The organism is Paenibacillus sp. 32352, from assembly GCF_002042965.1.
Taxonomy (GTDB): domain Bacteria; phylum Bacillota; class Bacilli; order Paenibacillales; family NBRC-103111; genus Paenibacillus_S; species Paenibacillus_S vulneris.
On record NZ_MZNT01000015.1, the window covers coordinates 11,072 to 34,923 of the forward strand.

The 23,852-nt window shown below is 51.4% G+C and carries 17 protein-coding genes and 1 other annotated feature; of the genes, 13 read left to right on the forward strand and 4 right to left on the reverse strand.

Going from position 1 to position 23,852, the window contains the following annotated elements:
• Positions 1-678 precede the first annotated feature (678 nt).
• From B1728_RS28355 to B1728_RS28365, 3 genes are all read right to left on the reverse strand, one after another.
• Positions 679-2,031, reverse strand: a complete 1,353-nt coding sequence (locus B1728_RS28355) for a glutamate-1-semialdehyde 2,1-aminomutase (protein ID WP_079913800.1) — start codon at positions 2,029-2,031, stop codon at positions 679-681.
• Positions 2,032-2,080: 49 nt separating this feature from the next.
• Complete coding sequence (locus tag B1728_RS28360; RefSeq protein WP_079913801.1) at positions 2,081-2,878, reverse strand: PhzF family phenazine biosynthesis protein; 798 nt, start codon at positions 2,876-2,878, stop codon at positions 2,081-2,083.
• A 327-nt stretch (positions 2,879-3,205) separates the two neighbouring features.
• Complete coding sequence (locus tag B1728_RS28365; RefSeq protein WP_079913802.1) at positions 3,206-4,297, reverse strand: LCP family protein; 1,092 nt, start codon at positions 4,295-4,297, stop codon at positions 3,206-3,208.
• Positions 4,298-4,736: 439 nt separating this feature from the next.
• Between B1728_RS28365 and B1728_RS28375 the strand changes: the two genes are divergently transcribed.
• Genes B1728_RS28375 through B1728_RS28385 form a run of 3 tightly spaced genes read left to right on the forward strand, consistent with a single transcriptional unit; the run spans position 4,737 to position 7,366 of the window.
• The gene (locus tag B1728_RS28375) at positions 4,737-5,789 is read left to right on the forward strand and encodes an ABC transporter ATP-binding protein (RefSeq protein WP_079913804.1); all 1,053 of its coding nucleotides are present in this window, start codon (positions 4,737-4,739) and stop codon (positions 5,787-5,789) included.
• A complete protein-coding gene (locus B1728_RS28380; RefSeq protein WP_079913805.1) occupies positions 5,782-6,576 on the forward strand; it encodes an ABC transporter permease in 795 nt (264 codons plus the stop codon). Before B1728_RS28375 ends, B1728_RS28380 begins: the two co-directional genes overlap by 8 nt.
• Positions 6,577-6,580: 4 nt before the next feature.
• A complete protein-coding gene (locus B1728_RS28385) occupies positions 6,581-7,366 on the forward strand; it encodes an ABC transporter permease (RefSeq protein ID WP_079913806.1) in 786 nt (261 codons plus the stop codon).
• 114 nt (positions 7,367-7,480) lie between these two features.
• Here B1728_RS28385 and metG read toward each other — a convergent pair whose 3' ends face one another.
• A complete protein-coding gene (gene metG, locus B1728_RS28390) occupies positions 7,481-9,118 on the reverse strand; it encodes a methionine--tRNA ligase (RefSeq protein ID WP_079913807.1) in 1,638 nt (545 codons plus the stop codon).
• A 51-nt stretch (positions 9,119-9,169) separates the two neighbouring features.
• Positions 9,170-9,460, reverse strand: a binding site (T-box leader).
• Positions 9,461-9,691: 231 nt separating this feature from the next.
• Here metG and B1728_RS28395 point away from each other — a divergent pair.
• The 10 genes from B1728_RS28395 (at position 9,692) to B1728_RS28440 (ending at position 23,770) form a co-directional block, all read left to right on the forward strand.
• Positions 9,692-10,372 carry a hypothetical protein gene (locus tag B1728_RS28395; protein WP_079913808.1) on the forward strand — a complete coding sequence of 227 codons (681 nt, stop codon included), beginning with the start codon at positions 9,692-9,694 and terminating at the stop codon, positions 10,370-10,372.
• Positions 10,373-10,524: 152 nt separating this feature from the next.
• Positions 10,525-11,820 carry a serine hydrolase domain-containing protein gene (locus tag B1728_RS28400; protein WP_079913809.1) on the forward strand — a complete coding sequence of 432 codons (1,296 nt, stop codon included), beginning with the start codon at positions 10,525-10,527 and terminating at the stop codon, positions 11,818-11,820.
• A gap of 66 nt (positions 11,821-11,886) precedes the next feature.
• On the forward strand, positions 11,887-12,357 hold the full coding sequence (gene bcp, locus B1728_RS28405; protein WP_079913810.1) for a thioredoxin-dependent thiol peroxidase: 471 nt from the start codon (positions 11,887-11,889) through the stop codon (positions 12,355-12,357).
• Between the two features lie 207 nt (positions 12,358-12,564).
• Positions 12,565-13,896 (forward strand): polysaccharide deacetylase family protein, encoded by a 1,332-nt coding sequence (locus B1728_RS28410; protein ID WP_079913811.1) that lies wholly within the window; start codon positions 12,565-12,567, stop codon positions 13,894-13,896.
• A gap of 87 nt (positions 13,897-13,983) precedes the next feature.
• Positions 13,984-16,197 carry a helix-turn-helix domain-containing protein gene (locus B1728_RS28415; RefSeq protein WP_179136244.1) on the forward strand — a complete coding sequence of 738 codons (2,214 nt, stop codon included), beginning with the start codon at positions 13,984-13,986 and terminating at the stop codon, positions 16,195-16,197.
• A gap of 239 nt (positions 16,198-16,436) precedes the next feature.
• Entirely contained in the window at positions 16,437-17,393 is a 957-nt protein-coding gene (locus B1728_RS28420; RefSeq protein WP_079913813.1) for an ABC transporter permease, read from the forward strand.
• Positions 17,394-17,425: 32 nt separating this feature from the next.
• Positions 17,426-18,292, forward strand: a complete 867-nt coding sequence (locus tag B1728_RS28425) for a carbohydrate ABC transporter permease (protein ID WP_079913814.1) — start codon at positions 17,426-17,428, stop codon at positions 18,290-18,292.
• A 53-nt stretch (positions 18,293-18,345) separates the two neighbouring features.
• The gene (locus B1728_RS28430) at positions 18,346-19,959 is read left to right on the forward strand and encodes an extracellular solute-binding protein (protein ID WP_079913815.1); all 1,614 of its coding nucleotides are present in this window, start codon (positions 18,346-18,348) and stop codon (positions 19,957-19,959) included.
• Positions 19,960-20,037: 78 nt separating this feature from the next.
• Positions 20,038-21,348 carry an ABC transporter substrate-binding protein gene (locus B1728_RS28435; RefSeq protein WP_079913816.1) on the forward strand — a complete coding sequence of 437 codons (1,311 nt, stop codon included), beginning with the start codon at positions 20,038-20,040 and terminating at the stop codon, positions 21,346-21,348.
• A gap of 40 nt (positions 21,349-21,388) precedes the next feature.
• On the forward strand, positions 21,389-23,770 hold the full coding sequence (locus B1728_RS28440; RefSeq protein WP_256865548.1) for a glycosyl hydrolase family 95 catalytic domain-containing protein: 2,382 nt from the start codon (positions 21,389-21,391) through the stop codon (positions 23,768-23,770).
• Positions 23,771-23,852 lie beyond the last annotated feature (82 nt).

Below are 23,852 nucleotides of genomic sequence, written 5' to 3' on the forward strand. Positions count from 1 at the left end.
TATGCGAGTCCTAAATCGTCATCCAGCAAGGTTTGTTCATGTCACTGCGGCGATAAGAAAGCGGACAAACTCATCGATAAAAATACCGATGAATAAATATACATTATTCATGCATAACCACATTCTGCTACTGCTTACCGTAGGCGCTGCAAAGCGTTGATGTGCGAGGCTGCGAAAAAAATAAAGCTGCCTTCATCGACGAAATTAGCGCATATCGATACGGAAAACATGCCAAAAACCTTATAAAATAGCCGATTTTCTTACAAAATAAAGTATTAATAGAATATCACGAAATTGCTGGTTGCACAATAGAACAATCAATGGAATGATCGGATGAAAGCGCTATCTATTTTGCATAATTGGTGAATAAAGGCAAAAAAAGAGCGAAAACTGTCGAAATGCTAAAAACGAACGAATAATTAAGGAAGCGTATGTATAGTTCGGTTTTATCGCCAATATTTGTATCGTGGAAGCTTTCTTTACAAAAATTTTATTTTCTGAGCATGGTCAAGAGGAGGTACGCCATATCTAGGAAAAAAGGTTTTTATCAGCCTAATTAACGTTAGTTATTACCCGAACGATGCTTGAATATTTGAGAAAAAACGGGTCGGGTCAGATTAGTTTACAAAGAAGGACCGCTATTTTGGAAATAGGGGTCCTTCTCTCTCTAATGTTCTATTATAAGGTACGTTCGGCGGCCATTCTTGCAAAGGAATGTTCCGCGGCCCGGATCGTGTAGGCGATATCGTCTTCCGTATGGGCCGTGGTCATGAACCAAGCCTCATATTTGGATGGAGCGAGGCAAATGCCTTGCTCGAGCATCAGCCGGAAGAAGCGTGCGAACTGCTCGCCGTCCGTATCCTGCGCCTCATCGTAATTGGTAACCGGATGATCGCAGAAATGCGTGGACAGGGAGCCCCGGATGCGATTGATCGTCAGCGCGACGCCGTGCTTGCCGGCGGCTTCAGCCAGGCCGGCCTCCAGCATGGCGGCCAGCTTATCGAGCCGGTCGTAGACTCCCGGCTCCTGCAATGCCTGCAGGCATGCGATGCCTGCGGAGATCGACGCAGGGTTGCCTGCCATCGTCCCGGCTTGGTAAGCCGGGCCTAAAGGCGCTACCTGCGCCATGATGTCCTTACGGCCCCCGTAGGCTCCGATCGGCAGTCCCCCGCCGATGATTTTGCCCAGGGCCGTCAGGTCCGGCTCGATGGCTGCGAGGCTAGGGGCCTCCAGGCCATCGAACGTCTGCGCCGCGCCGTAATGGAAGCGGAACGCCGTGATGACCTCGTCATAGATGACGAGGGAACCGTTGTTCCTTGCCGCGGCGCACAGCCCCTCGAGGAAGCCTGGCTTCGGCATCACCATGCCGAAGTTGCCGACGATCGGCTCCACCATTACCGCGGCTACGTCGTCACCCCAGCGCTCAAGCGCTGCCTGGAGCGCTTCGAGGTCGTTAAACGGAACGGTAATGACCTCGTTGGCAATGCTCATGGGAATGCCGGCGCTGTCCGGAATGCCGAGAGTGGACGGACCGCTTCCTGCCGCCACAAGCACCAGGTCAGAGTGGCCATGGTAACAGCCGGCGAATTTGATAATCTTGTTGCGTCCCGTGTAAGCTCTGGCGACACGGATCGTCGTCATAACCGCTTCGGTACCGGAGTTCACGAAGCGGACCTTATCGAGCGATGGGATGGCAGCTTTGATCATACGGGCGAACTCGATCTCGAGCTCTGTCGGTGTTCCGTATAAGGTGCCGTTCTCTGCCGCGCGGCAGATAGCCGCTGTAACATGAGGATGGGCATGGCCTAGAATAATCGGACCGTACGCCGCAAGGTAATCAATGTAGCGATTGCCGTCCTCGTCCCAGAAGTAAGCTCCTTGCCCCCGCTTCATAAATACGGGGGCTCCGCCGCCGACGGCCTTGAAGGAGCGGGAGGGGCTGTTCACGCCGCCTACGATATGTTCCAGAGCTTCTTTATACAATGCTTCGGAACGCGGTTTTGCGTTCGTTGTCAGATGGGGGGATGTCATGAGTGATACTCCTTTTATGTTTGTTTCGGTCAAGGAAAGAAGCTCCAGCTTAATGAAGCAAAAGTCCTTTGACCATAATGACGGCCTGTCCCTGGATATGCACGCGGTTATCCGTGAGACGGAGCTTCAACACGCCGGTTCTTGCCGAGAGCTGAAGGGCCGTGAATTGTTTTTTATTCAGCTTTTCCTGCCAATAGGGAGCCAGTGCGCAGTGAGCCGATCCGGTAACCGGATCTTCATTAATGCCTAAGGAAGGGTAGAAGCAGCGGGAGACGAAATCATAGTCCGGATTATCGGAGCGGCACGTTACGATCAATCCTCGCGCAGGGATCTCCTTTAACAGCCGGAAATCCGGCTTAAGCTCGCGCAAGGCTTGTTCATGGTCCGCTTCGATCAACATATCCATCCGATTGCGGTAGACAGCCTGGGGTTTGAAACCGATCGCTTCCTCCAATTGGGGAGGGGCAGTGCAAGGAACGACCGGCTCTGCGGGAAAGTTCAGCTCGATTCCGCCATCCAGCCGTTTGGCAGTCAATAAGCCGCTCTTGGTATGGAAGCGAAGCTGCTCGATCCTGTAGGCTACTCCGCTCTCCCACAGCACTTTAGCGCTGGCCAGAGTCGCATGGCCGCATAGGTCGACCTCCTTTTCGGGGGTAAACCAACGCAGCTGGTAATTTCCGGAGCCTTCCATCGGACAGAGAAAGGCGGTCTCGGATAAGTTCATCTCAGCCGCGATCTTTTTAAGCCATGCATCGTCGGACGGGAATTCCTGAAGAATGCACACCGCTGCCGGATTTCCGGCAAAGGGGGTAGAGGTAAACGCATCGACTGTATAAATAGGAATCATTCCGAACATCTCCTTAAACCATGATGGGAGTTACTGACTGCCGAGAAATACCTATCTTTTCATTATAGATAGTTTCAAAGCCAATGAAAACCTCAGCCGGTTTTCATATTCGGGACAAATCGCGCATTTTGAAGGAACTCAGGGAGGAAATTGAACTTTTTCTATGCTATAGAGGGAGATAACGTCTATCGGCGCTCTTTCATAAAGGTATGATCGGCTAAAAAGGCTGCGGTACAATCAAATTGAAAGAGTTGGTGTTCATGCGGTAAAAAAAGGAACCGGAGGCAAGCCTCCAAAGTTCCTCTGTTTGTACCATGCTGTGATGGGCTACTTATGAATGGCTCCGCTGCCTGGGGTACTGGACAATACGGCCGATCCGCTGCCGGTTTTGCTGCCGTTCGAACCGCTGCCGCTTTTTCCGTTGGAGGCGGGCACCTTGTCTGAAGCGGAAGGATCGCGGCCTTCCAATAAGGCTTTGACATAAGCCTGCAGTTTATCCTTGTTGACGGACAGTACCTCGGCACCGCCCACGCGCTTTTCGATTAACAGCTCGGAGGGAGGGATTTGCTGGCTGTTCATGCCTTCGGCCTTTGCTTCGTATCCGAGGGATCCGAGCTTCAGCATATCGGTTGTCGTCAAGTTGGTCTCGATATAAGGATCAATGCTGTTCAAAATTTTGGGAAGCTTGAGCAGCGACGAGGTGGTCTGCATCTTTTGAACGACGGCTTGAATAAATTTGCGCTGCCGCTCCGTCCGGGAGAAATCGCTCATGGCATCGTGGCGGAACCGGACGTATTGCAGAGCGGTTTTGCCGTTCAGATGCTGCATTCCCTTTTTCAAGTTAATATCGTATTCATGGCCGTCCTCGGCATCGGAATATTTCATATCCTTTTCAACGTACAGATCAATTCCGTCAATAGCGTCCACCAGCGCAATGAAGCCTTTAAAATCGGTGTAAACATAGTATTGAATCGGGATTCCCATAAGATCGCTGACGGTTTTCATAGCCAGGTTAGGCCCGCCAAGCGCCAAAGCGGCGTTGATGCGGTCTTCGCCTTGACCGGGAATCTTCACATACGTATCTCTCAGAATAGAAAATAAGGAGGCCTTTTTCGTAACCGGATCGATGGAAGCGACCATCAGCGTATCCGATCGCGGAATTTCATTTTTTTTCAGACCGCGGGAATCTCCACCGAGCAGCAGAACGTTGACTCTCTGCTTGCCTTCCCATTTGGGCGGGGTATACGTCTCGGACACCTTAGTCGTGCTCTTCGCCGTAATTCCGCTAAAAAGCTTGTCATTGTCCGGCTTCGATTGAATGTTGTTGGCAAAATGTAAAAATGCGTATGTATAATATCCGACCCCTACGAAGAGCAGAAGCACTGTAGTGAGTAACGCCCATTTGATTTTCCTGGCCATCTGATCCTTCCTTTCCTTAAGTTGTCAGCCGCTTTTCCTTTGCATCGGGTTCGTGTATCATAACGTATAGGTTTTGACAATACAGCAGGAACATGCATGGAGGATACAGGAAAGCTTAGTGACGTCAAGATGTGTCGATCCAACGGGAAAAAAGTCCTGTTACTTTGTACTTACCACGCGAATCGCTATCATAAACGGATGAGACGAAATGATCGGAAAGACAGCGAAGCAACCGCAAAACGGCTTGCGACCAAGAGTACGGTTAAGCACCTGGACATTGATAGTAATGGATTCGCGAGACAGGTGATGTTTCCATTATAATTTGATCGGTTTCGTCATAGCAAGTTTCGTCACATTCAGACATGCTTTGCAGCACCTGTATTAAGATAAGGATACACACCCGAACACCATCACCGAATACGGTCATCAGGAGGAAAACATGCACGCGATAGAAGTAAACAATCTTCGAAAAGACTTTAAAGTCCAGAAAAGCCGCGAAGGTCTAAAAGGGGCGGTTCAGGACTTGTTCCGCAGGGAATACAGCCAGGTCCGAGCTGTAAAGGACATCAGCTTCTCTATTCCCCAGGGAGAAATTTGCGGTTATATAGGCGAGAACGGCGCCGGTAAATCGACAACGATCAAAATGCTGACAGGGATTCTGGTCCCGACAGCCGGGGATATCCGCGTGAACGGGTACATTCCGTACCAGGAACGGGAAAAGTTCGTGCGCGGCATCGGCGTCGTGTTCGGACAACGCAGCCAGCTGTGGTGGGATATCGGTGTCATTGAATCGTTCCAATTGTTAAAAAAGGTATACCGCGTCTCGGAGTCGGACTTCAAGCAGCGACTGGATGAGCTCGTTGAGCGTCTCCAGCTGTCGGAGCTGTTGGCCCGTCCGGTCCGCAAGCTCAGCCTGGGGCAGCGGATGCGCTGTGAGCTGGCGGCCTCGCTGCTGCATAATCCTAAGATTCTGTTTCTGGACGAACCGACGATCGGTCTCGATATTATGGTCAAGACGGAAATCCGCGAGTTTTTGAAGCAGATGAACCAGCGTTACGAAACGACGATTTTGTTGACGACGCATGATCTTCAGGATATTGAAGCGCTGTGCTCCCGAGTCATTATGCTCGATGACGGCAATATCATCTACGATGGCGGCCTGGAGGAGCTCAAGGCAACCTGGGGGAAAGGCAAGGAAGTCATCCTTCAGTTTACCGATCCGGTATCCCTCGAGCAGCTTGGCGAGCTGACCCGAGGGCTTGAGGTGGAATGGACGCTCGAGAGCAGCCGGAACGCCAAGGTATGGATTCCTCTGGAAAAAGCCAACGTGTCCGAGGTGCTGAGCCGTATTGTCGGTGTGATGAGTATTGATGACATCAAGATCGTAGAGACGAATACCGATGATATCGTGCGAGAAATTTATAAGTCCGGCTCGGCTGAAGCCAAGACCGTTCCAGCGGCGGCGGAGCAGGGAGTGAACGTTCATGCTTAATGCTTATCTGGATATGATCCGCATCCGTTTTTTAATGATGCTTGCTTATCGTGTTAACTATTACAGCGGTATTATCATTTATGCCCTAAATATTGGCGCCTATTATTTTCTGTGGAAGGCCATTTATGGAGCCAGCGAATCCTTAGGCGGCATGACCGTAGCCCAAATGACGACCTATGTGGCCGTATCCTGGATGGCCCGCGCGTTTTATTTCAACAATCTGGACCGGGAGATTGCCAATGAAATCAAGGACGGCAGCGTAGCTATCCAATTTATCCGCCCTTATAACTATATTATTGTAAAAATGATGCAGGGCTTGGGCGAAGGCGTATTTCGTTTGCTGTTGTTCTCCACGCCGGGGATGGTTATTGTTTCGTTCTTATTTCCGGTTAGTCTGCCTACGGATCCCGGAGTGTGGGGAATCTTCCTGCTCATGCTGTTTATGAGCTTTTTAATCAATTCGCAGATCAATATTATTACCGGACTGTTCGCGTTCTTTCTTGAAAATAATGAGGGCATGATGCGCATGAAGCGGGTTGCCGTCGATCTTTTCTCCGGGCTAGTCGTTCCGGTTTCGTTCTTCCCGGGGTGGGCGGAAGGGCTGTTGAAGCTGCTGCCTTTTCAAGCAATTACTTATTTGCCCGGAGCCGTGTTCACAGGCAAAGTAACCGGTAGTGCCGTATATGAAGTGCTGGGCGTACAGCTTTTGTGGTTTGTGCTGCTCATCGTGCCTCTGGTTATTTTATGGCGCGGGGCGCGGGCACGGCTGTTCGTGCAGGGAGGTTGAGACGATGTTTTATGCCGGCTTGCTTATCGACTACTTGAAAAATTACATGAAAACAAGAATGGAGTACCGCTCCGACTTCTGGATTGAAGTGCTGTCCGATCTGATGTTCAACGGGCTGAACTTGTTTTTTATCCTGGTTGTATTCCAGCATACTCAGCTCATCGGGGATTGGAATGAGCAGCAAATCTTGTTTATCTACGGTTACTTTATGGTGCCATACGGTATTTTTATAACCTTTTTTAATTTGTGGAACTTTAGTGAGCGATACATTGTGAAGGGGGAGATGGACCGCATCCTGACGCGGCCCGCCTATAACCTGGTTCAGCTGATGCTAGAGAATATGGACCCTTCCTCGCTGTTCAGCGCACTGACAGGCTTTCTCATTATGGTATATTCCTGGTCGCATCTGGGTCTGGGATTGGCTTGGTACGATCCGTTCGTCTTCGTGCTGCTGGTTGCCGGCTCGATCATGATCTACGGCGGCATCTATGTTTTCTTCACGTCGCTGTCGTTTTTCTCGGACTCCCCGACAGGCATATTGCCTTTATTGTGGAATATCCAGAACTATGGCCGCTATCCGATGACGATTTATAACAAGCTCATCGGCTTGCTGCTGACGTGGATTCTTCCATTCGGCTTCGTCGGCTTTTATCCTGCGGCGTATTTTCTGGACCGGGCCCATTGGGGGACCTTCGCGCTGCTCACGCCGGTTGTCGGAGCGGTGTTCCTGACGATCGCCCTGCTCATTTGGAACTATGGCGTCAAGCGGTACCGCGGCGCAGGTTCTTAAATCTCCACTAAAGAGGCTGATACGAAGCAACTTCTGAACTTAGGTTTTCAACCGCGGCATCCTGTAGAGGATGAGCGGTTACCGGTTCGGCTGAGCGTACGTTCAGCCTCTTTGTTATGCATCAGGAAGGCGGCCGCTCTGTAATCGCTCCATTTCCTCATCGATCCGGCTGGTCTCGATTCTTTCGAATAACGCCTCAGGCGATTGCAGCCGGGTACCGGATGGAGCCTCGAAATAGCTCCAGGAAGGCTCCTTGATGGCAAGGAACGAACGGATGCTGCTGCAGGAGAACGGCAGAAAGGGTGCAAGCAAGCTCGACAGGTTGGCGATGATCTGTACGCAGGTGTATAAGGTATTCACTCCGGCAGCGGGAGCTTCTATGACTTGAAGCCAGGGCCTCTGCTCATCGAAATATTTGTTGGCGCTGCGGACAAAGGCAAAGAGGTTCTCAAGCGCCGCTTTGCACTTCCCGGCCTCAAGCAGAGCTCCGGTTTGCGCATATAATGCCTCCAGCCGCACGCGAACCGTCTCATCCATTTGCCCATCAGGCACCTCTCCATGAAAGGATTTCATCAGGAACATGAGATTGCGATGGACGAAGTTGCCGAAAGCGCCCAGAAGCTCACCATTGTGGCTGTGAATGAAGGCGTTCCATGAAAAATCCGTATCACGCTGCTCCGGCCCATTCACCGTCAAGAAATACCGTAAGGAATCCGGATGGTACCGTTCGAGCATGTAGGGCAGCCAGACGGCCCAGTTGCGGCTCGTGGAGAACTTCCTGCCTTCCAGCGTTAAATATTCGCTCGATAGTATGCGGTCGGGAAGATGCAGAGGGCCTGCACCGAGCAGGATCGCAGGAAGAATCAAGGAATGGAAAGGGACGTTATCCTTCCCGTGCACATAATAAGCCGTCGCTTGCTCCGACCAGAACGGCTCCCAGTCCGAATTCGTCTCTGCCGCCCACTGCATGCTGGCTGACAAGTAGCCGCTGACGGCTTCGATCCATACATAAATTTTTTTACCCTCGAAGCCTTCGAGAGGAACATCGATCCCCCATGCCAAGTCGCGGGTCGCCGCGCGGTCGCGCAGACCTTCCTCCAAGTACCGCTTCGTCAGCTGAAAGGCGTTGTCTCGCCAGCCTGTGCTTTGTTCCACATAGGGTTGCAGCTGCTCCTGTAGCTTGGATAACGCGAGAAAATAATGATCCGTATGCTTTACGTCCGGTGACTGCTTACATAGCTTGCACTTCGGTTCGCGAAGCTCCAGCGGGTCAAGCAGGGCGGAGCAGGCATCGCATTGATCTCCCCTCGCCTGGCTTCCGCAGTGCGGACAAAGCCCTTCCACATAGCGGTCCGGCAAAAATTGCTCGCATCCCGGACAGTACGTTTGTTCTACCGCTTGCTTATACAGATACCCTCGCTCCAACAGCTTCAAGAACAGCTCTTGCACCACCTTGTGATGAAACGGATGGTCGGTCCGTGTGTAAAGGTCGTAGGAAAAACCAAGCTTTCGGAAGCACTCCGTGAACTCCTCGTGGAACCGGTCCGTTATGGTTGACGGCTCAACCCCTTCCTGGCCAGCCCGGATGGATATAGGTGTTCCATGACAGTCACTGCCCGACACGTAGAGCACTCTTTCTCCTTTTTGTCTGAAATAGCGGGCCAAAATATCTCCCGGCAGCAAGCTTGCCACTCTCCCCAAGTGCAAAGAACCGTTCGCATACGGCCAAGCGCCTCCAATAAAAATAGTCATGAATTTATCCCTCCCTAATAGTAGTTGAATAACAAAAAAACTCCCGTCCCCAAAAAGGACGAGAGCTATCTACTCACGTGTTACCACCTCAATTTATCCGCGCCTCACAGCAAGCGGACCTCTTCAGGTACGGCACCTTAACTTAAGGTGATTATACCCTAGCGCTTTAACGGGCGCCCCCGGTGCAGCCTACTTCCATCCAGCTTGAAGTTCAAGCGGAACGGATTTCGATGCACGGCTCAGAGACCATGTTCGTCGGATGCTTCTTTACTCCTTTTCAGCTGCCGGAGCTCTCTGTTCAAAGAAGGGAATCCCACTACTCTTTCTCTTCGCTGCCTTTGTCGTATTCCTTTGATGAACCATTATATCCAGAAATTCGCTTTTTATCAATGGGCTGTCGGATAAATTCATCTCATCTCGCAAGCCGTAATGGGAATTTTAAGCAAACTTTAAGCTGGCATTCATGTTGGCGTAAAAGTTAGTTCATAACTGGGCTCTATAATGATCCTTGTAAGAGAAAGTCAGCTTTCACAAATAAAGAGAAGCATTTCTACGGATAAGGTGGAGAGAACGATGAAATCCATGAAACAAAAAATGATGGCGGGAACGGTAGCCGCAGCTTTGCTTATTACCGGATTCGGCGGAATGATCACCCATCCGGCTTATGCCGACGATGACAGCGATTCCGATACGGTCATTACGGCTCCGGTTAATACCTCTGTGCCGCTGTCCAAGCGCGTCAATCTGGAGTTGAATCTCATCGTCGTTAAGGCGTCGGGGATTCTGGACATGGATTATGAAGACTTGAACGAGGCGCTCAAGGATGGCAAATCGCTGGCGAGTGTTGCGACAGAGCAAGGGAAAAGCCCTGAGGAATTAATAAGCAAGCTGAAGGAAGAGACGTCAGGCATTATTAACAATGCACTGGCAAGCAGCCAGATTACCCAGGAGGAAGCCGATTCACTGAACAAGAAGGCGGCTCAGCAGATTCAGAAAATTGTCAATGAAGCAGGCTACCAGGCCAAAGAGCATACGGAAAAAACGAAGCTGCCGGTAAAGCTGGGGAAATCCTTGAAGGCTGAGCAATTGGCCGAAGCACTGGGAATAACCAAGCAGGAGCTCAAAAAGGAGCTGAAGGACGGCAAAAGCCTTTCGGAGATTGCCTCCGGCAAGGGGATAACGGACGAACAGCTTATAGCCAAGCTGAAGGATGAACTGACTCCGTCTCTTCAAAGCCTTATTACAAAAAAATAACCATACAGCATCAGGCCGCTCGTGAAAAAATGGGGGGCCTATTGCCTTATTTGCCCGGAAAAAGGGCGGAAGCGCTGCTGCCACATAAAAGAGAGAATGGCTACAGATGCTACATTTAATCGGATTTATCCATAGGATTTGGAGGGGAATTCATGCTAAAAAGAAACAAGAAAAAAAATAAATCCCAGCAACAAGCCAAAGCAAAAGCGAAAGCCATGCAAGGTCATTCGGCTTCGAAATTTTTATTATCCAATATGCTTGCCGCAACTCCATCGTCGGGCAAAGGGAATGCTCCTTATGTAACGAAGGCTTCCAAGGAGAGCATTCCTTACTCACAGGAAGGAATTATTGAACATATACGCAAAGAGAAGCAGCTTGATTATTGGCCGACAGAAGAATGGAGATCGGCCGCGCCCGAAGAGCTGGGGCTCGATTCAGCCGCTCTTGCGCAGATGGTCGAAGAATTTAAGGACGAGCAGATTGACGGATTCGTTCTGGTTCGTAACGGCTATTTGGCGGCTGAGGGGTATAACCGTGACTGGGACGCAGATCAACGCCATCCGATGTTCTCGGTTACGAAAAGCGTTACATCCGCACTGATCGGTATGGCGGTAGATCAAGGTACATTAAGAGAGGACCAGACCTTACAGGAGCTGATTCCCGAAATGCCTCTCGATCCGTTGAAATCGAAAATTACTATCGGGCAGCTGCTCTCCATGACATCGGGTATTGACTGGGACAACAGGCAGGAGCGTTCTTCTTACGAAATGGACCATTCGCCGGACTGGGGCCGGTATATTCTGGAGCGGCCCATGGCGGCCAAACCGGGCACCATGTTCAGATACAGCAACGGGAATGCCCATCTGCTGTCCGTTCTTGCACAGAAATCGACCGGTATTCCGCTCAGCGTACTGGCCAAAATCAACTTATTTGATCCTATGGGCATTACGAACGTATCCTGGGGGCAGGATCCGCAGGGCAATCTTATAGGGGCCTGGGGACTCCATATGACCTGCAGGGATATGGCCAAATTCGGACTCATGTACCTGCATCATGGCAGATGGGAGAATTATCAGATTGTGAGTGGAGAATGGGTGGAAGCATCCGTCCTGCAGCAGGCGGCCGAAATGTATGATGACGGTACGGAGGGCGGCTTTGGATACTTATGGTGGCTGAAGGCTATCGTCGTTCCCGGGGAGACACCGGTTCATCACGACGTATTCTATGCGGCAGGCTCGGGCGGACAACGAATTTTCGTCGTCCCTGACATGGATATGATCATGGCTATTACAGCATCCAATCATGAGGATGATTTCATGCCGGAGCGAATGCTTATCCAAGCTATCGCCGCTGTCCGGTCCGACCAGCCGATAGAGTCGAACGATGCAGGCTTGGCTAAGCTGAAGGCCTCCTTACAAGCATTCAAGGAAACATCGTCTGTGCGCTGAGCGGTTTGTGAAAAATCCTTAATAGCGGTATACTCGACGTGACATACGCTACAAAGGAGAATACTTATGACATTGGAATGCGGACAGCAAGCGCCAGATTTTGAGCTGCCTTCCTCCAGCGGACAGCCTGTCAAGCTATCCGATTTTCGGGGAAAGCATGTATTGCTTTACTTTTATCCGAAGGATATGACGCCGACCTGCACCATGCAGGCTTGCGATTTGCGGGACCGTGCGGATTTGTTCGAGGAACAGAACACGGTGATTATAGGGATCAGTCCGGATCCGGTGAACCGGCATACCAAGTTCATTGAAAAGTACGGCCTGCCGTTCCTGCTGCTATCAGACGAGGATCACCGGGTTGCCGAGCTGTACGAGGTTTGGCAGCTGAAAACCTTATACGGCAAACAATATATGGGTGTGGAGCGGTCCACATTTATCATCGATAAAGACGGAATCTTGGTAAAGCAGTGGCGTAAAGTAAGAATCAAGCATCATGTCGAGGAAGCGCTGGAATTTATAAAGAATAACTTGTCATGATAGTTTCGGAGCGGTCTGGCGGCCTCTATGAGAATGTCCTTTTCTATGAAACATGAAACAAGCGTAACTCCTAAGAGCAGCTGCCTGTCCCGGGCAAGGCTGCTCTTTTTTTTACCACATAAATAACAAATTATTAAGGCATATGATGCAGAGGTCTCCCATATAGTCTAGTAAGTCAAATTAATAGATTATGCGGAGGGAACCACCATGTTCAACTCGTTGCGAGCTTTTTTTATTCGCGGAGCCGGCTTTCTGCTGGCCATCATGCTGCTTAGTTCTCTAGTGTTAATTCCGGTTCCCGAAGCATCAGCTTATGCGGCGGATAGCGATGAAGGAAGCTTAGGCGCCCACGCTCTGTATAATGAACTCAAGTCCGGCAAAATGGTATGGAAGGATAAAGAATACGTATCGCCGGAGCAGCCCACGGTTTATTTGACTTTTGATGACGGACCTAGCCCCTTGACGGGCAAAGTATTGGACATTCTGAAGAAAGAAGATGTGAAGGCCACCTTCTTCGTGTTGGGAGGCGAGGCAAAGTCGCATCCGGATTTGGTCCGCAGAGCCTTGGAGGAAGGGCATGCCATTGGCAATCATACATACAATCATGTATATAAAGAGCTGTATTCCGGGGTTGAGAACTTCTGGAAGCAAATTCAGCGGACTGAGGATATATTGAACGAGCAGGTCGGCATAAGGCCGAGGCTGGTAAGGGCGCCGGGAGGCACCTACAGCAATTTTGACGCGTTTTACTTTTATTATTTGGACCAGGCGGGGTATGAAATATATGACTGGAACATCGATAGCGGGGATTCGGCTAGACCGGGTGTTTCGGCCAGCGAAATTGTGCAGACGGTTAAGAAAGGGCCGTTCAAGAATGAGGTCATTCTATTGATGCATGACGGTACCGGGCATGAGCAGACCGTCAAGGCGCTGCCGGACATTATCAGGCTGTTTAAGGATAAAGGCTATGCTTTTGCATCGTTAACTCCCCAGGTACCGCCCATACATTTCCCGATCGGCAAGCTGAAATGGAACCGCAGCACCTCCGAATCGACGCATCAAACGCTTGCGGCTGAAGCTGCGGAGCATCTGGCCGCTATTGAGGAGCGTCATGAAAGCGCGGACCCGGGTCCGGAACCAATCCCGTTGGAAATCGCGTTGGGCGATAATATCCTGCATCTGGATCCAGAACAGTACCAATGGACCGACGGGCACTACCAGGTACCGCTTCGTCTGCTCATTGAGGGTATGGGCGGCGAGATCGGATGGCAGCAGCAGAACAGAACGGCGACTGTGCGGTACGGGATGTACGCGGCGGAATATGATTTTTCCCGGCACGAGCTGCGGTTGAAGGCAGGAGGCAAGGAGACGACCTACCATTTACCCGTGATGAAATTGGTGAACGGATCGGTCTATGTGCCTTTGCGTGAGACCATGGAGATGCTTGGCAATCAGATTGTGTCCTTTGATGAAGAGGACGCTCTGCGGCATGTGAAGGTAAAATTAAACGGAGGCTTTATGACTAGGCTCGGGTTTTAGCATCGAAAATTTTCACTGGGAACCATCGTACCGGCGAGGATATGGGTTATAATGGGGCAAGACAAAAGTCTTCGTTCGGGGGTCCGCATGAAAAGAAACTGGTTCAAACGATTGCTGCTATCTTATTTGCCCATTTTTTTCTTTGTCGCCTTGGCGCTGATCCTTCTTTCCGCCCTTTCAGCGAGTGAGCTGACCAAAAAAGAAACGGTCCGGGCGAATCAAGTGTTCGCGGATCACGTTATGCAAATGATCGATCATACAATGCGAACCATGGATCAGCAGATCATTAAAGAAATTCAGACCAATGATAAAATCAATCAGTTTTATGCCCAATATTACACCGGCAATGCTGCTATGACGCTCTATGACGTCTCGAGCAAATTAAGAGAATTAATAGCCAGCACCCCCATGATCGATTCGATCTATCTGGTACGTCAATCCGATTATACGGTACTGAGCAATACTTTGATGGCCCCTGTAGAGGAGTTCGGAGACCGGGATTTTATAAGGAACGCACTGCAGCAGGGGGGCTCCTTCAAATGGACGGATGCAAGGGCTTACAAGGAGTTCGACGACCAGATCCGAGCCACTCAGGTCGTTACGCTGGTGAAGAACGTGCCGCTGCTTGGAGGCAAACAGGGCATTATTGTGGTGAACGTCCAGACTTCGGCCATCCAAGGCCTGATCAAGGATATGACGGAATCGAACGTGAACTTTATCCGTCTCACGGATCGTCATGGACAGCCGATCTTGGACAGCAAATCCGGAGGGAAGGTATTATCGGAGGTCACGTCCGATTACACGGGCTGGCGCATTCAAAGCGGGCTGTTGAACGAGAATCCGCCTTTGTTTATCGTTTCCTATTCCTCGTTCTGGCTGGCATTGAATTTGCTGCTGATCCTGATAGGGATGGTCTGGATTGTTTATGTCACAAGGCGGAACTATCAGCCGATTGAAGCGATAGTAGCCAGGATCGATTCCTACGCGGCACAGCGGAGCACCGCCTTGGCTGGTTTGTCCGGGCAGGATGAGTTCCGGTTTATCGAAACGGCGCTGGACGACCTGGTGGAGAGAACCATGACGTTTCAAAAGCAGCTTGAGGAGGATATGGTATTCCGTAAACGCAATTTCTTCAAGGAAATGGCGGCAGGGGAGCGGCTCGTCAGCCAGGAGCAGTTCGAAGCGGAGATGAGGCTGTACGGACTGCAGGAGGATTTTGGTCTCGTAGTCATGGCCGTCATGGAGATCGATAAATATGCGGAATTTTGCAGCCTATACAATCCAAGGGACCAATATTTGCTGAAGTTTGCCTTGAGCAGCGTTGTGACGGAAATTGCGCAGAACGAGGGGATACGGGTCTGGATGGAATGGACCTCGAATGCGCGGCTCGGCATGATGGTACATCTGACTCCCGAAGCGGGAGCCCCGGAGCGGGCCGCTCAAATGCTCGATAAGGTCAGACTGTGGGTGAACCAGCATTTCGCCTTTACGGTTACGGTAGGGATCGGAAATCTTGTCGAAGTCATAGATGAAGTGCCTGGCTCCCATGAAGAAGCGTTGGAGGCTTTGCAGTATAAATCGCCGCTTGGAGGAAACCGGATTATTAAGTATCGCGAGGTGGCGGACAAATCGCAAGGAGAAGTCTATAAGCATCTGCATCTGATGCGGTCCATGGGCCAAAAGTTCAGGCTTGGCGATAAGGAATGGAAGCAGGAGCTTGAGCAGCTCTTCCGCGAGCTGATAGAAGGATTGTTTACCCGGGATGACGTTGTCGCTATCCTGCATTATTTGATCTACCACCTGCAGCGCGAAATGATGGAGCTTCCTGCGGAGCTGCATGAAATATGGACGAAGGAGACGCTGCCCAAGCTCCAGGAGGCACTGGAACGGTTGGATACGATTCAGGAGTTGGAGCATGAATTTATGCTCATCCTGGGGAGCGCCTTCGATTGGATGGATAATCAAAGGTCGATGCGGGCGCATCACCCGTCTTTGCTGAAGGTCAAGGAGTATCTTAACGAGCATTATGCCAACCCTGATTTGTCATTGACCTACTTAAGCGGCGAATTTGAATTAAACCCCAAATATTTGAGCCAAATGTTCAAGGAAGAGTTCGGCGTGAATTTCCTCGATTACTTGGGAAACGTCCGTATTCAACAGGCCAAGAGGCTGCTACTGGAGAGTGGGGATTCCGTCCAGGACATCGGGGTTCAAGTCGGCTATCCCAACGTGAGATCCTTTATGCGGGTGTTTAAGAAGCTGACCGGCGTTACGCCGGGCGAATACCGTAAACGAGAGTAACGGCGTGAGATCCGCTTTAGGCGCTTCCCTAGGAAGCGTCTTTTGCTGCTGGCGGCCGTGGACTTTAAGTGTTGAACGGAAAAATGTCCGTTGCCAGAAAACTGACCATAGCCCCGAAACAGGGGAGGGATAGGAAAACGGTGACCTTGGCGGAATACTGTCCATTGCCAGCCAACAGCACTTTCAGCTACATTGGGTTCACAACATCTTTCGTACAACTTTAAAGACGAGGTGGGTCAATGAGTCAACAGCTGGACGCCATAACGATACCTTCCGACAGGAGACATTCTCTCTTCCTGCGGAGAAGAAGAAGGCTGAAGCAGAACCTTCCGCTGCTGATCATGTTTATTCCGGTTATCGCTTTTTATGTGATTTTCAAATATGCCCCGATGGCAGGAATTATCGTTGCCTTTAAAAGCTACAATTTTGCGGACGGAATATTCGGCAGCCCCTGGGTCGGATTGAAAAACTTCCACGTCCTGTTCAGCAATCCGAATTCGCTGCTCATTATACGCAACACCCTGATGCTGAGCTTGATGAGCCTGCTCCTGGGATTTCCGTTCCCTATCATGCTGGCCATCATGCTGCATGAGGTTAGAAGGATCTGGTTTAAGAAGACGGTGCAGACGCTTGTTTTTTTGCCGCATTTCTTGTCCTGGGTTATTGTCGGCGGCATGGTCGTCACGATATTTTCCCAGGAATCCGGCATCTTGAACCATTGGCTCCGGCAGTGGACAGGCAGCGCGTTTCCGTTCTTGTACAATGAAGCGTCGTGGATGTTCATTTTCGTCGGGTCCGGCATATGGAAGGAAGCGGGCTTCAGTGCCATCGTCTATTTGGCTGCGCTCTCTTCAATTGATACCAGTCTGTACGAGGCGGCCAGTATAGACGGGGCCGGCAAATGGAAGCAGATGCGTCATATTACCATGCCTGGTATTGCGCCTACTATAGTCCTGATGCTCATTCTATCCATGGGCAAGGTCATGGAGGTCGGCTTCGACCAGGTGTATACCCTCCAAAATTCCGTTGTATCCAACGTATCGGAGGTTATCAGCACCTACATCTACACGATAGGTCTGCAAAAGGGGCAGTTCAGTCTGACAAGCGCGATGGGCTTGTTCGAATCCGTCGTAGGCTTTATTCTGATCGTTACGGCCAATGCGATAGCCCGCAAATTCAACAGGGGCATCTGGTAGCGGCGGAAACGTTATTTGGTCGGGAGGTAACCATGAGAACATCGGGAGAAAAGCTTTATCATGGAATAACCGGGATCGTATTGTTCATAGCGGCGGTCAGCTGTCTGCTTCCGATGCTGCATGTGCTGGCGGTTTCGCTTAGCAGTCCTCATGCCGTCACTTCCGGCATCGTTACTTTGTGGCCCCGGGGATGGACATTGGAATCGTACACCCTATTATTCCGGGGCTCCAAAATCATCCATGCATTAAAGAACAGTATCACGATCACGGCAGTCGGTGTCGTGCTCAGTATGGTATTCACGATTATGGCCGCCTATCCGCTATCCCGCAGTTACTTTTATTGCCGCCGTTTTTTTACTATGGCAGCTATCTTCACGATGCTGTTCAGCGGGGGCTTAATTCCGACTTATCTGCTTCTGAAGCAGCTCGGACTCATTAACACGTATGGCGCCTTATGGCTTCCGGGCTTGATCAGCACGTTTAATATGCTGGTGATGCGCACATATTTTGACGGAATTCCCGATGAGCTGGACGATGCTGCGCGTATCGACGGATGCGGGGAATGGAGGTATTTGCTGCAGGTCGTGCTGCCATTATCGCTGCCGGTTATCGCAACGCTGTCCGTATTTTACGCCGTAGGCTACTGGAATGCGTTCTTCTCCCTGCTGATTTATATTCATCAGACCGATAAGTACAATTTGACGGTGCTGGTCCAGCAGATGATCCAGAGCCAGTCGTTATTGCAGGAGCTGAATGCCAGCGACATGCAGGCTTCGATGACGCCCGAGGGAATCAAGACCGCCGGGATCGTGGTCATGGTCATTCCGATGCTCGCGGTGTACCCCTTTTTGCAAAAGTATTTTATGAAAGGCGTGTTGATCGGAGCCGTCAAGGGATAAGGGGTACGCTATGGGGAACAGGAAGTCACCGTACATTATTGGAGGAGCATGAAATGAAAAGAAACCGATATGCCAAATGGTTAAACGCCGGGGTGGCGGCTGTATTGACTTCGGCGGTGGCGCTTGCCGGCTGCTCCGGCACCAAGGACTCTCAATCGCAAGGCGCTGACGGAAAAAAGCCCGAAATCTCCGCAACGGTCTACGACCGGGGGCTTGTGCCCCAGGAAGAAGGGACCATCGAGAAAAACCGCTGGACGGAGTGGATCAACAGCAACGGACCGGTTAACGTGAAATTTATGGCGATTCCCCGCAATGATGCGACGGCCAAGCTGACTACGCTGTTCGCTTCCGGAAGCGCGCCTGATCTTATCTTTGACTATTCCAATGTGCTTCGCGGGCAGCTCTATGCGCAAAAGCAGATCAAGCCCGTCGACGATTTGATTCATCAATACAGCACGACCTACAAGCAGCTGCTGGAGAAATATCCGATCCTTAAGACGGTCGCCACTATGCCAGACGGCAAAATGTACGGGTTCGGCATCATCAACGGCCTGCAGACGAACCATGCGCTGTATATCCGGGCCGATTGGCTGAAGAAGCTGAATCTGGAGCCGCCGCAGACGACGGAAGACCTGTACAAAGTCTTGAAAGCATTTACAGAGCAAGACCCTGACGGCAATAACAAGAAGGACACCTACGGCACCTCACTAGCTTATATTACGAATCAAATCATCAATGCGATGTTCCAAAATGTCAAATGGGTCGTCGAGGACGGCAAGCTGATCCATGACTGGGAGCGCTCCAAGGCGGCCACGGCGTTCAAGAAGCGCCTGTATGACGAGGGGCTGGTGGATAAGGACTACCTGACGGATAAAAGCGGCCAAAAGGCACAGCAGGACTGGGTCAACGGGAGGATCGGCATGTGGGGAGGCCAGACGACCGGGGCTGCTTGGCTGCAAATTTATGAGTCATTGAAGAAAAACAATCCGTCCGCCGAGGTGATCGTTATTCCGCTCCCCAAGAGCCCTTACGGCCAGTTCAGTCCAACGATTCAAAACCCGGTGCAGATCACGGCAGTGATTAACAGCGAAGCGAAGCATCCGGAAGCGATTATGAAATACATCGACTTCATCTCCTCGGAGACGATCGGGAAAACCTTGAAATACGGTATGGAAGGCACCCACTATACGCAGGGGAATAACGGCTGCCCGGTCTTCGTCGACAAGGAGAAGGAAAAGCAGCTATCCTATGCGGGCGACTTCCGGATGCTGTTTTCCCCCGCTCTGGAGGGCAAATGCGGCAAGTATGAGGAGACCTTGAATCAGGATAACCCTCGGGAAAAAGAGTTCTACAGCATGATGAAAAAAGCGAATGAGTACTACTTGAACCCGGAGAGGCCGATAGCGGACATCTCGCACGGAGAGCATATGCCGACGCCGCCGGACGATATTCAGTTAATCGATACCAGCATCAAAAAGCAGATCGACGACATCTGGATCAAAGCTATCGTCAGCGGGACTTCCTATACGCCGGAGCAGGCATTGGCCGATGCCAGGAGCTTGTGGGACAAAGCGGGCGGCAAGCAGGTCGACGACTGGTACGCCAAATGGTACAGCGAGAATAAAGACAAGGCGCTGCTGCGGGACCAACTATATCAATTCAAGTAGAGAGGATGATGAGAGAGGAGTCTGCCAGGAGGGGGCCCCTCTTCTTCATAAATACTTTAATTCAAAGGGGACCGATGTATGAAAAAAGCGAAAAAATCGTTCATCTTGGCGTCAGCATTCGTGCTGCTAGCTTCTCTTGTTCAAGGCTGCTCCGAAAAAACGGATGGAAAGAAGGAAGACGGAGCGGCGTCAGCGAAAATAAATACGGATCCGGTGACGCTTACCTTTTATGGGAATATGTCGGAGGAGCTGTTCCAGAAGCTGGTCGTAGCGCCGGTCAAATTAAAGTATCCGCATATCGATATGACGCTTGTTCCGATGACCAAAAAAATCGATGAATTGATGGCTTCGGGAGAGGTGCCCGATATATTGGGGGATAACATCTCGGCGATCGGGAAGTACCAGACTCTTGGTCTTTTGGAAGATTTGACCCCATATGTGAAAACGTTTAACTTGGATTTGGCCAAGATAGATCCGGTCGTCATGGATACGGTCCGTAAAAATTCGGGCGACGGTAAGCTGTATGCGCTTCCGATATCCGGCAACGTGGTCACGATGTATTACAACAAGGATATTTTCGATCGCTTCGGCGTGCCTTACCCTACGGACGGCATGACATGGGATCAGGTCTACGAGCTTGCCAAAAAAGTAACGAGAACCGACGGCGGCGTGGCGTATCGGGGCTACGATTTCCAGGATCTGTTCCAGGTTCAATACAATCAGCTGTCGATACCGGTCATTGACGAAAAAACGAATAAGGCTATTGTGAACAATGCCGAATGGAAGAAGCTGTTCGAAAACTGGGCCCGGTTCTATACGATTACCGGCAACGAAGTGGACATGACGACGTATGGAAAAGGCTTGAACTTGTTTTCCAAAGACAAGACACTGGCGATGTATTCCACCAGTTCATTCTTCTCCTCAATGCCCGAGGCCGTTAAAAACGGGTTGAACTACGACGTGGTCAGCCTGCCGAGCTTCCCGGAGGCGCCGAATACCGGCGTTCAAGTAGAGGGGGGCGCCCGTATGATCACTACGACCTCCAAGCATAAGGATCAGGCATTTTTGGCTCTCAGCGCAATGCTGACCGAGGATGCGCAGCGGCTCATTGCCAGAAATGGCAACAGCTCCATTCTCGCCAATTCGGACATCAATAAGGACTTCGGACTGGACATTGAAGTATTGAAGGGGAAAAACCGCGAAGCGTTTATCAAGAATAAAAACGCAAAGCCGTTCCCGTCCATCACCAAATATGATGCGGCGGCATTTTCGATCATGCGCTCGCAGTTTAAGAAGGTGGCAACGGGCCAAGCCGATGTGAATACAGCGCTGCGGGAAGCCGAGGAACTGATCAACAAATCGATTGCAGATCAGATGAAGCAGCAATAGCAATAGCTTTATTGAAATAGAGACTGAAGGGATGATGGAGATGAAGCCGCAAGAAGCTGTGAAAAATAAACTGATATTGAACTACCCTTCCTCGTGGTGGGGGGCCAAATGGCGCGAGGCGCTTCCCTCCGGTAACGGGAAGCTCGGTGCTGCGGTTTATGGCAGCGTATATGAGGAGACCGTTCTGCTTACCCACGAGGAGCTGTGGCGCGGCAGCCAGACACCGGAGCTTCCGGACGTAAGCGATAAGCTGTCGGAAGTAAGAAGACTGATGCTGGGCGGCGATGCCCCCAAGGCGAACCGGATTCTGGCGGATGCCCTGGAGGAGCGGGGCTACAAGCCTAAGATGGCTTGGCCGCTTCCGCTTGCCGATCTTAAGGTCATCATGCCTTCACCGCACGGGTTTAAAGCCTATCAACGCGAATTGAACATGGAGACAGGGGAAGTGACAGTAACCTGGCGTGACGGTGAAACCCGGTACTATCGTTCGTTGTTCGTCTCCCGTCCCGACGATGTCATCGTATATGAGATTCGTGCGGAGGGTCCGGATAAAGTTCAGGCCGAGTTCCGGCTGGAGCTTCACGACCCGAAGGATATTCGCAAGTCGGTGACACTGCCGGAGAAAGTGGAGCAGAAGACGGATGGACAATATTTATTCTATGCCGCTGAAAATGACGACCGAACCGACTTCGGCGCAGTGGCCAGGGTAATCCCGCAAGGGGGTACTTTAGAGTCCGGGGCGGATAGACTGCATGTAAGCGGAGCGGACAGCGTCCTTGTTATTCTGCAATTGTTCGTCAAGGGCGAGCGCGCAGCCGAATGGCCGCTGGCCCAGAGAGCCTTAGCCGAAATGAAGCCGAGCTACTTAAGCTTGCTGCAGCCTCACGCAGAGGAGCACGGCCGTCTTTTCCGCGCGGTGAGTCTTGATCTTGGCGCCGGCAGCCACGCTCGCTCCAATGAAGAGCTGCTGCTGGACGCTTACAAGGGAGAGGCGTCGCTTGAAATGACGGAGAAGATGTGGGCGTACGGACGCTATCTGCTCATCTCGAGCTCCCGCGACGGGGGCCAGCCATGCCATCTGTATGGGCTATGGTGTGGTGAATACGAGGGCATGTGGGCATTTAACATGTCTAACGAAAACATCCAAATGATCTATTGGCAGGCATTATCGGGGAATATGCCGGAACTCTTGCTGGCCATGTTCGATTATTTCGACCGGCTGCTGGACGACTTCCGCACGAACGCGAAGCGGCTGTACGGCTGCCGGGGAATTTACATACCTGCTCCGACAGCGCCGGACACAGGACTGCTGAAGCATAAGGCGCCGCACATTATTCATTGGACCGGAGCGGCCGGATGGATTGCGCAGCATTATTACGATTATTACTTGTATACGGGCGACCTGCAGTTTCTGCGGGAGCGTGCGCTGCCGTTCCTTAGGGAAACGGCGCTGTTCTACGAGGATTTCTTCTTCGAGGATGAAGAAGGGTATTATGTAAGCTGTCCTTCGAATTCACCGGAGAATTTCCCTGGGAACTACTCGCAAGGACCGGGGAAAAAGCCGCTGACCGAGACAGCGATCAACAGCACGATGGATTTTGCCATTGCCAAGGAAGTGCTTACCCACCTGATCGAAGGCGCAGAAGAGGCCGGAGTCTATTCCGAGGAAATCGGCAAATGGAAAACGATGCTCGGCAAGATTCGACCTTACCGGATAAATGAGGACGGAGCGGTAAGCGAATGGATGCATCCGGATTTCCATGATAATTACCATCATCGCCACCAGTCCCATATTTATCCCGTATTCCCGGGGACGGAAGTGTCCAGGGACCGGGATCCCGAGCTGTTCGAAGCGTTCGTCACCGCCGCCAAAAAACGGCTGGTCATCGGGCTGAAGGAGCAGACGGGCTGGTCGCTGGCCCATATGTCCAACCATTATGCCCGGATGGGGGAAGGCGATTTGGCGCTGGAGTGTCTGGATCTTCTGAGCCGTACGTGCGTCATTAACAATTTCTACACATTCCATAACGACTGGCGCAAAATGGGCATCGGCGTCGATGCGGATTGGGCTCCGTTCCAGATCGACGCCAATATGGGATGGAGCGCGGCGGTTCAGGAGATGCTGCTGTTCTCCTTGAACGGCACGATCCGTGTGCTGCCGGCGCTGCCGTCCAAGTGGAGGAAAGGCCATGCCGGTCCGCTGCTTGCCCGCGGAGCCGTTGAGGTTTCCATCGCTTGGGATCAGGATGCGGGCACGGTTCAGCTGGAGCTTTGCTCCAGAAACCGAAGCCAGACGGTAGACCTTGAGCTTCCGCGGCCTGTCGCGGACGTTCAGGGCCTCCATGTCGATGGAAGCCGAATTCGGGGTGTAGCGCTGGAAGCGGGAGTTCCCGTTCGGCTTGTATTAAACTATGTAAACTAGGAAAAAGGGGGGTGCAAAGTGCGCCCCTCCTTTTTAGTTACGTTAGTTTAATACAAATTTACATTAGGATTGGCAATGTCCC

Coding starts and splice junctions, on each gene's coding strand:
- B1728_RS28355 (WP_079913800.1), bottom strand. CDS start 2,031: ATGACATCCCCCCATCTGACAACGAACGCAAAACCGCGTTCCGAAGCA.
- B1728_RS28360 (WP_079913801.1), bottom strand. CDS start 2,878: ATGATTCCTATTTATACAGTCGATGCGTTTACCTCTACCCCCTTTGCC.
- B1728_RS28365 (WP_079913802.1), bottom strand. CDS start 4,297: ATGGCCAGGAAAATCAAATGGGCGTTACTCACTACAGTGCTTCTGCTC.
- B1728_RS28375 (WP_079913804.1), top strand. CDS start 4,737: ATGCACGCGATAGAAGTAAACAATCTTCGAAAAGACTTTAAAGTCCAG.
- B1728_RS28380 (WP_079913805.1), top strand. CDS start 5,782: ATGCTTAATGCTTATCTGGATATGATCCGCATCCGTTTTTTAATGATG.
- B1728_RS28385 (WP_079913806.1), top strand. CDS start 6,581: ATGTTTTATGCCGGCTTGCTTATCGACTACTTGAAAAATTACATGAAA.
- metG (WP_079913807.1), bottom strand. CDS start 9,118: ATGACTATTTTTATTGGAGGCGCTTGGCCGTATGCGAACGGTTCTTTG.
- B1728_RS28395 (WP_079913808.1), top strand. CDS start 9,692: ATGAAATCCATGAAACAAAAAATGATGGCGGGAACGGTAGCCGCAGCT.
- B1728_RS28400 (WP_079913809.1), top strand. CDS start 10,525: ATGCTAAAAAGAAACAAGAAAAAAAATAAATCCCAGCAACAAGCCAAA.
- bcp (WP_079913810.1), top strand. CDS start 11,887: ATGACATTGGAATGCGGACAGCAAGCGCCAGATTTTGAGCTGCCTTCC.
- B1728_RS28410 (WP_079913811.1), top strand. CDS start 12,565: ATGTTCAACTCGTTGCGAGCTTTTTTTATTCGCGGAGCCGGCTTTCTG.
- B1728_RS28415 (WP_179136244.1), top strand. CDS start 13,984: ATGAAAAGAAACTGGTTCAAACGATTGCTGCTATCTTATTTGCCCATT.
- B1728_RS28420 (WP_079913813.1), top strand. CDS start 16,437: ATGAGTCAACAGCTGGACGCCATAACGATACCTTCCGACAGGAGACAT.
- B1728_RS28425 (WP_079913814.1), top strand. CDS start 17,426: ATGAGAACATCGGGAGAAAAGCTTTATCATGGAATAACCGGGATCGTA.
- B1728_RS28430 (WP_079913815.1), top strand. CDS start 18,346: ATGAAAAGAAACCGATATGCCAAATGGTTAAACGCCGGGGTGGCGGCT.
- B1728_RS28435 (WP_079913816.1), top strand. CDS start 20,038: ATGAAAAAAGCGAAAAAATCGTTCATCTTGGCGTCAGCATTCGTGCTG.
- B1728_RS28440 (WP_256865548.1), top strand. CDS start 21,389: ATGAAGCCGCAAGAAGCTGTGAAAAATAAACTGATATTGAACTACCCT.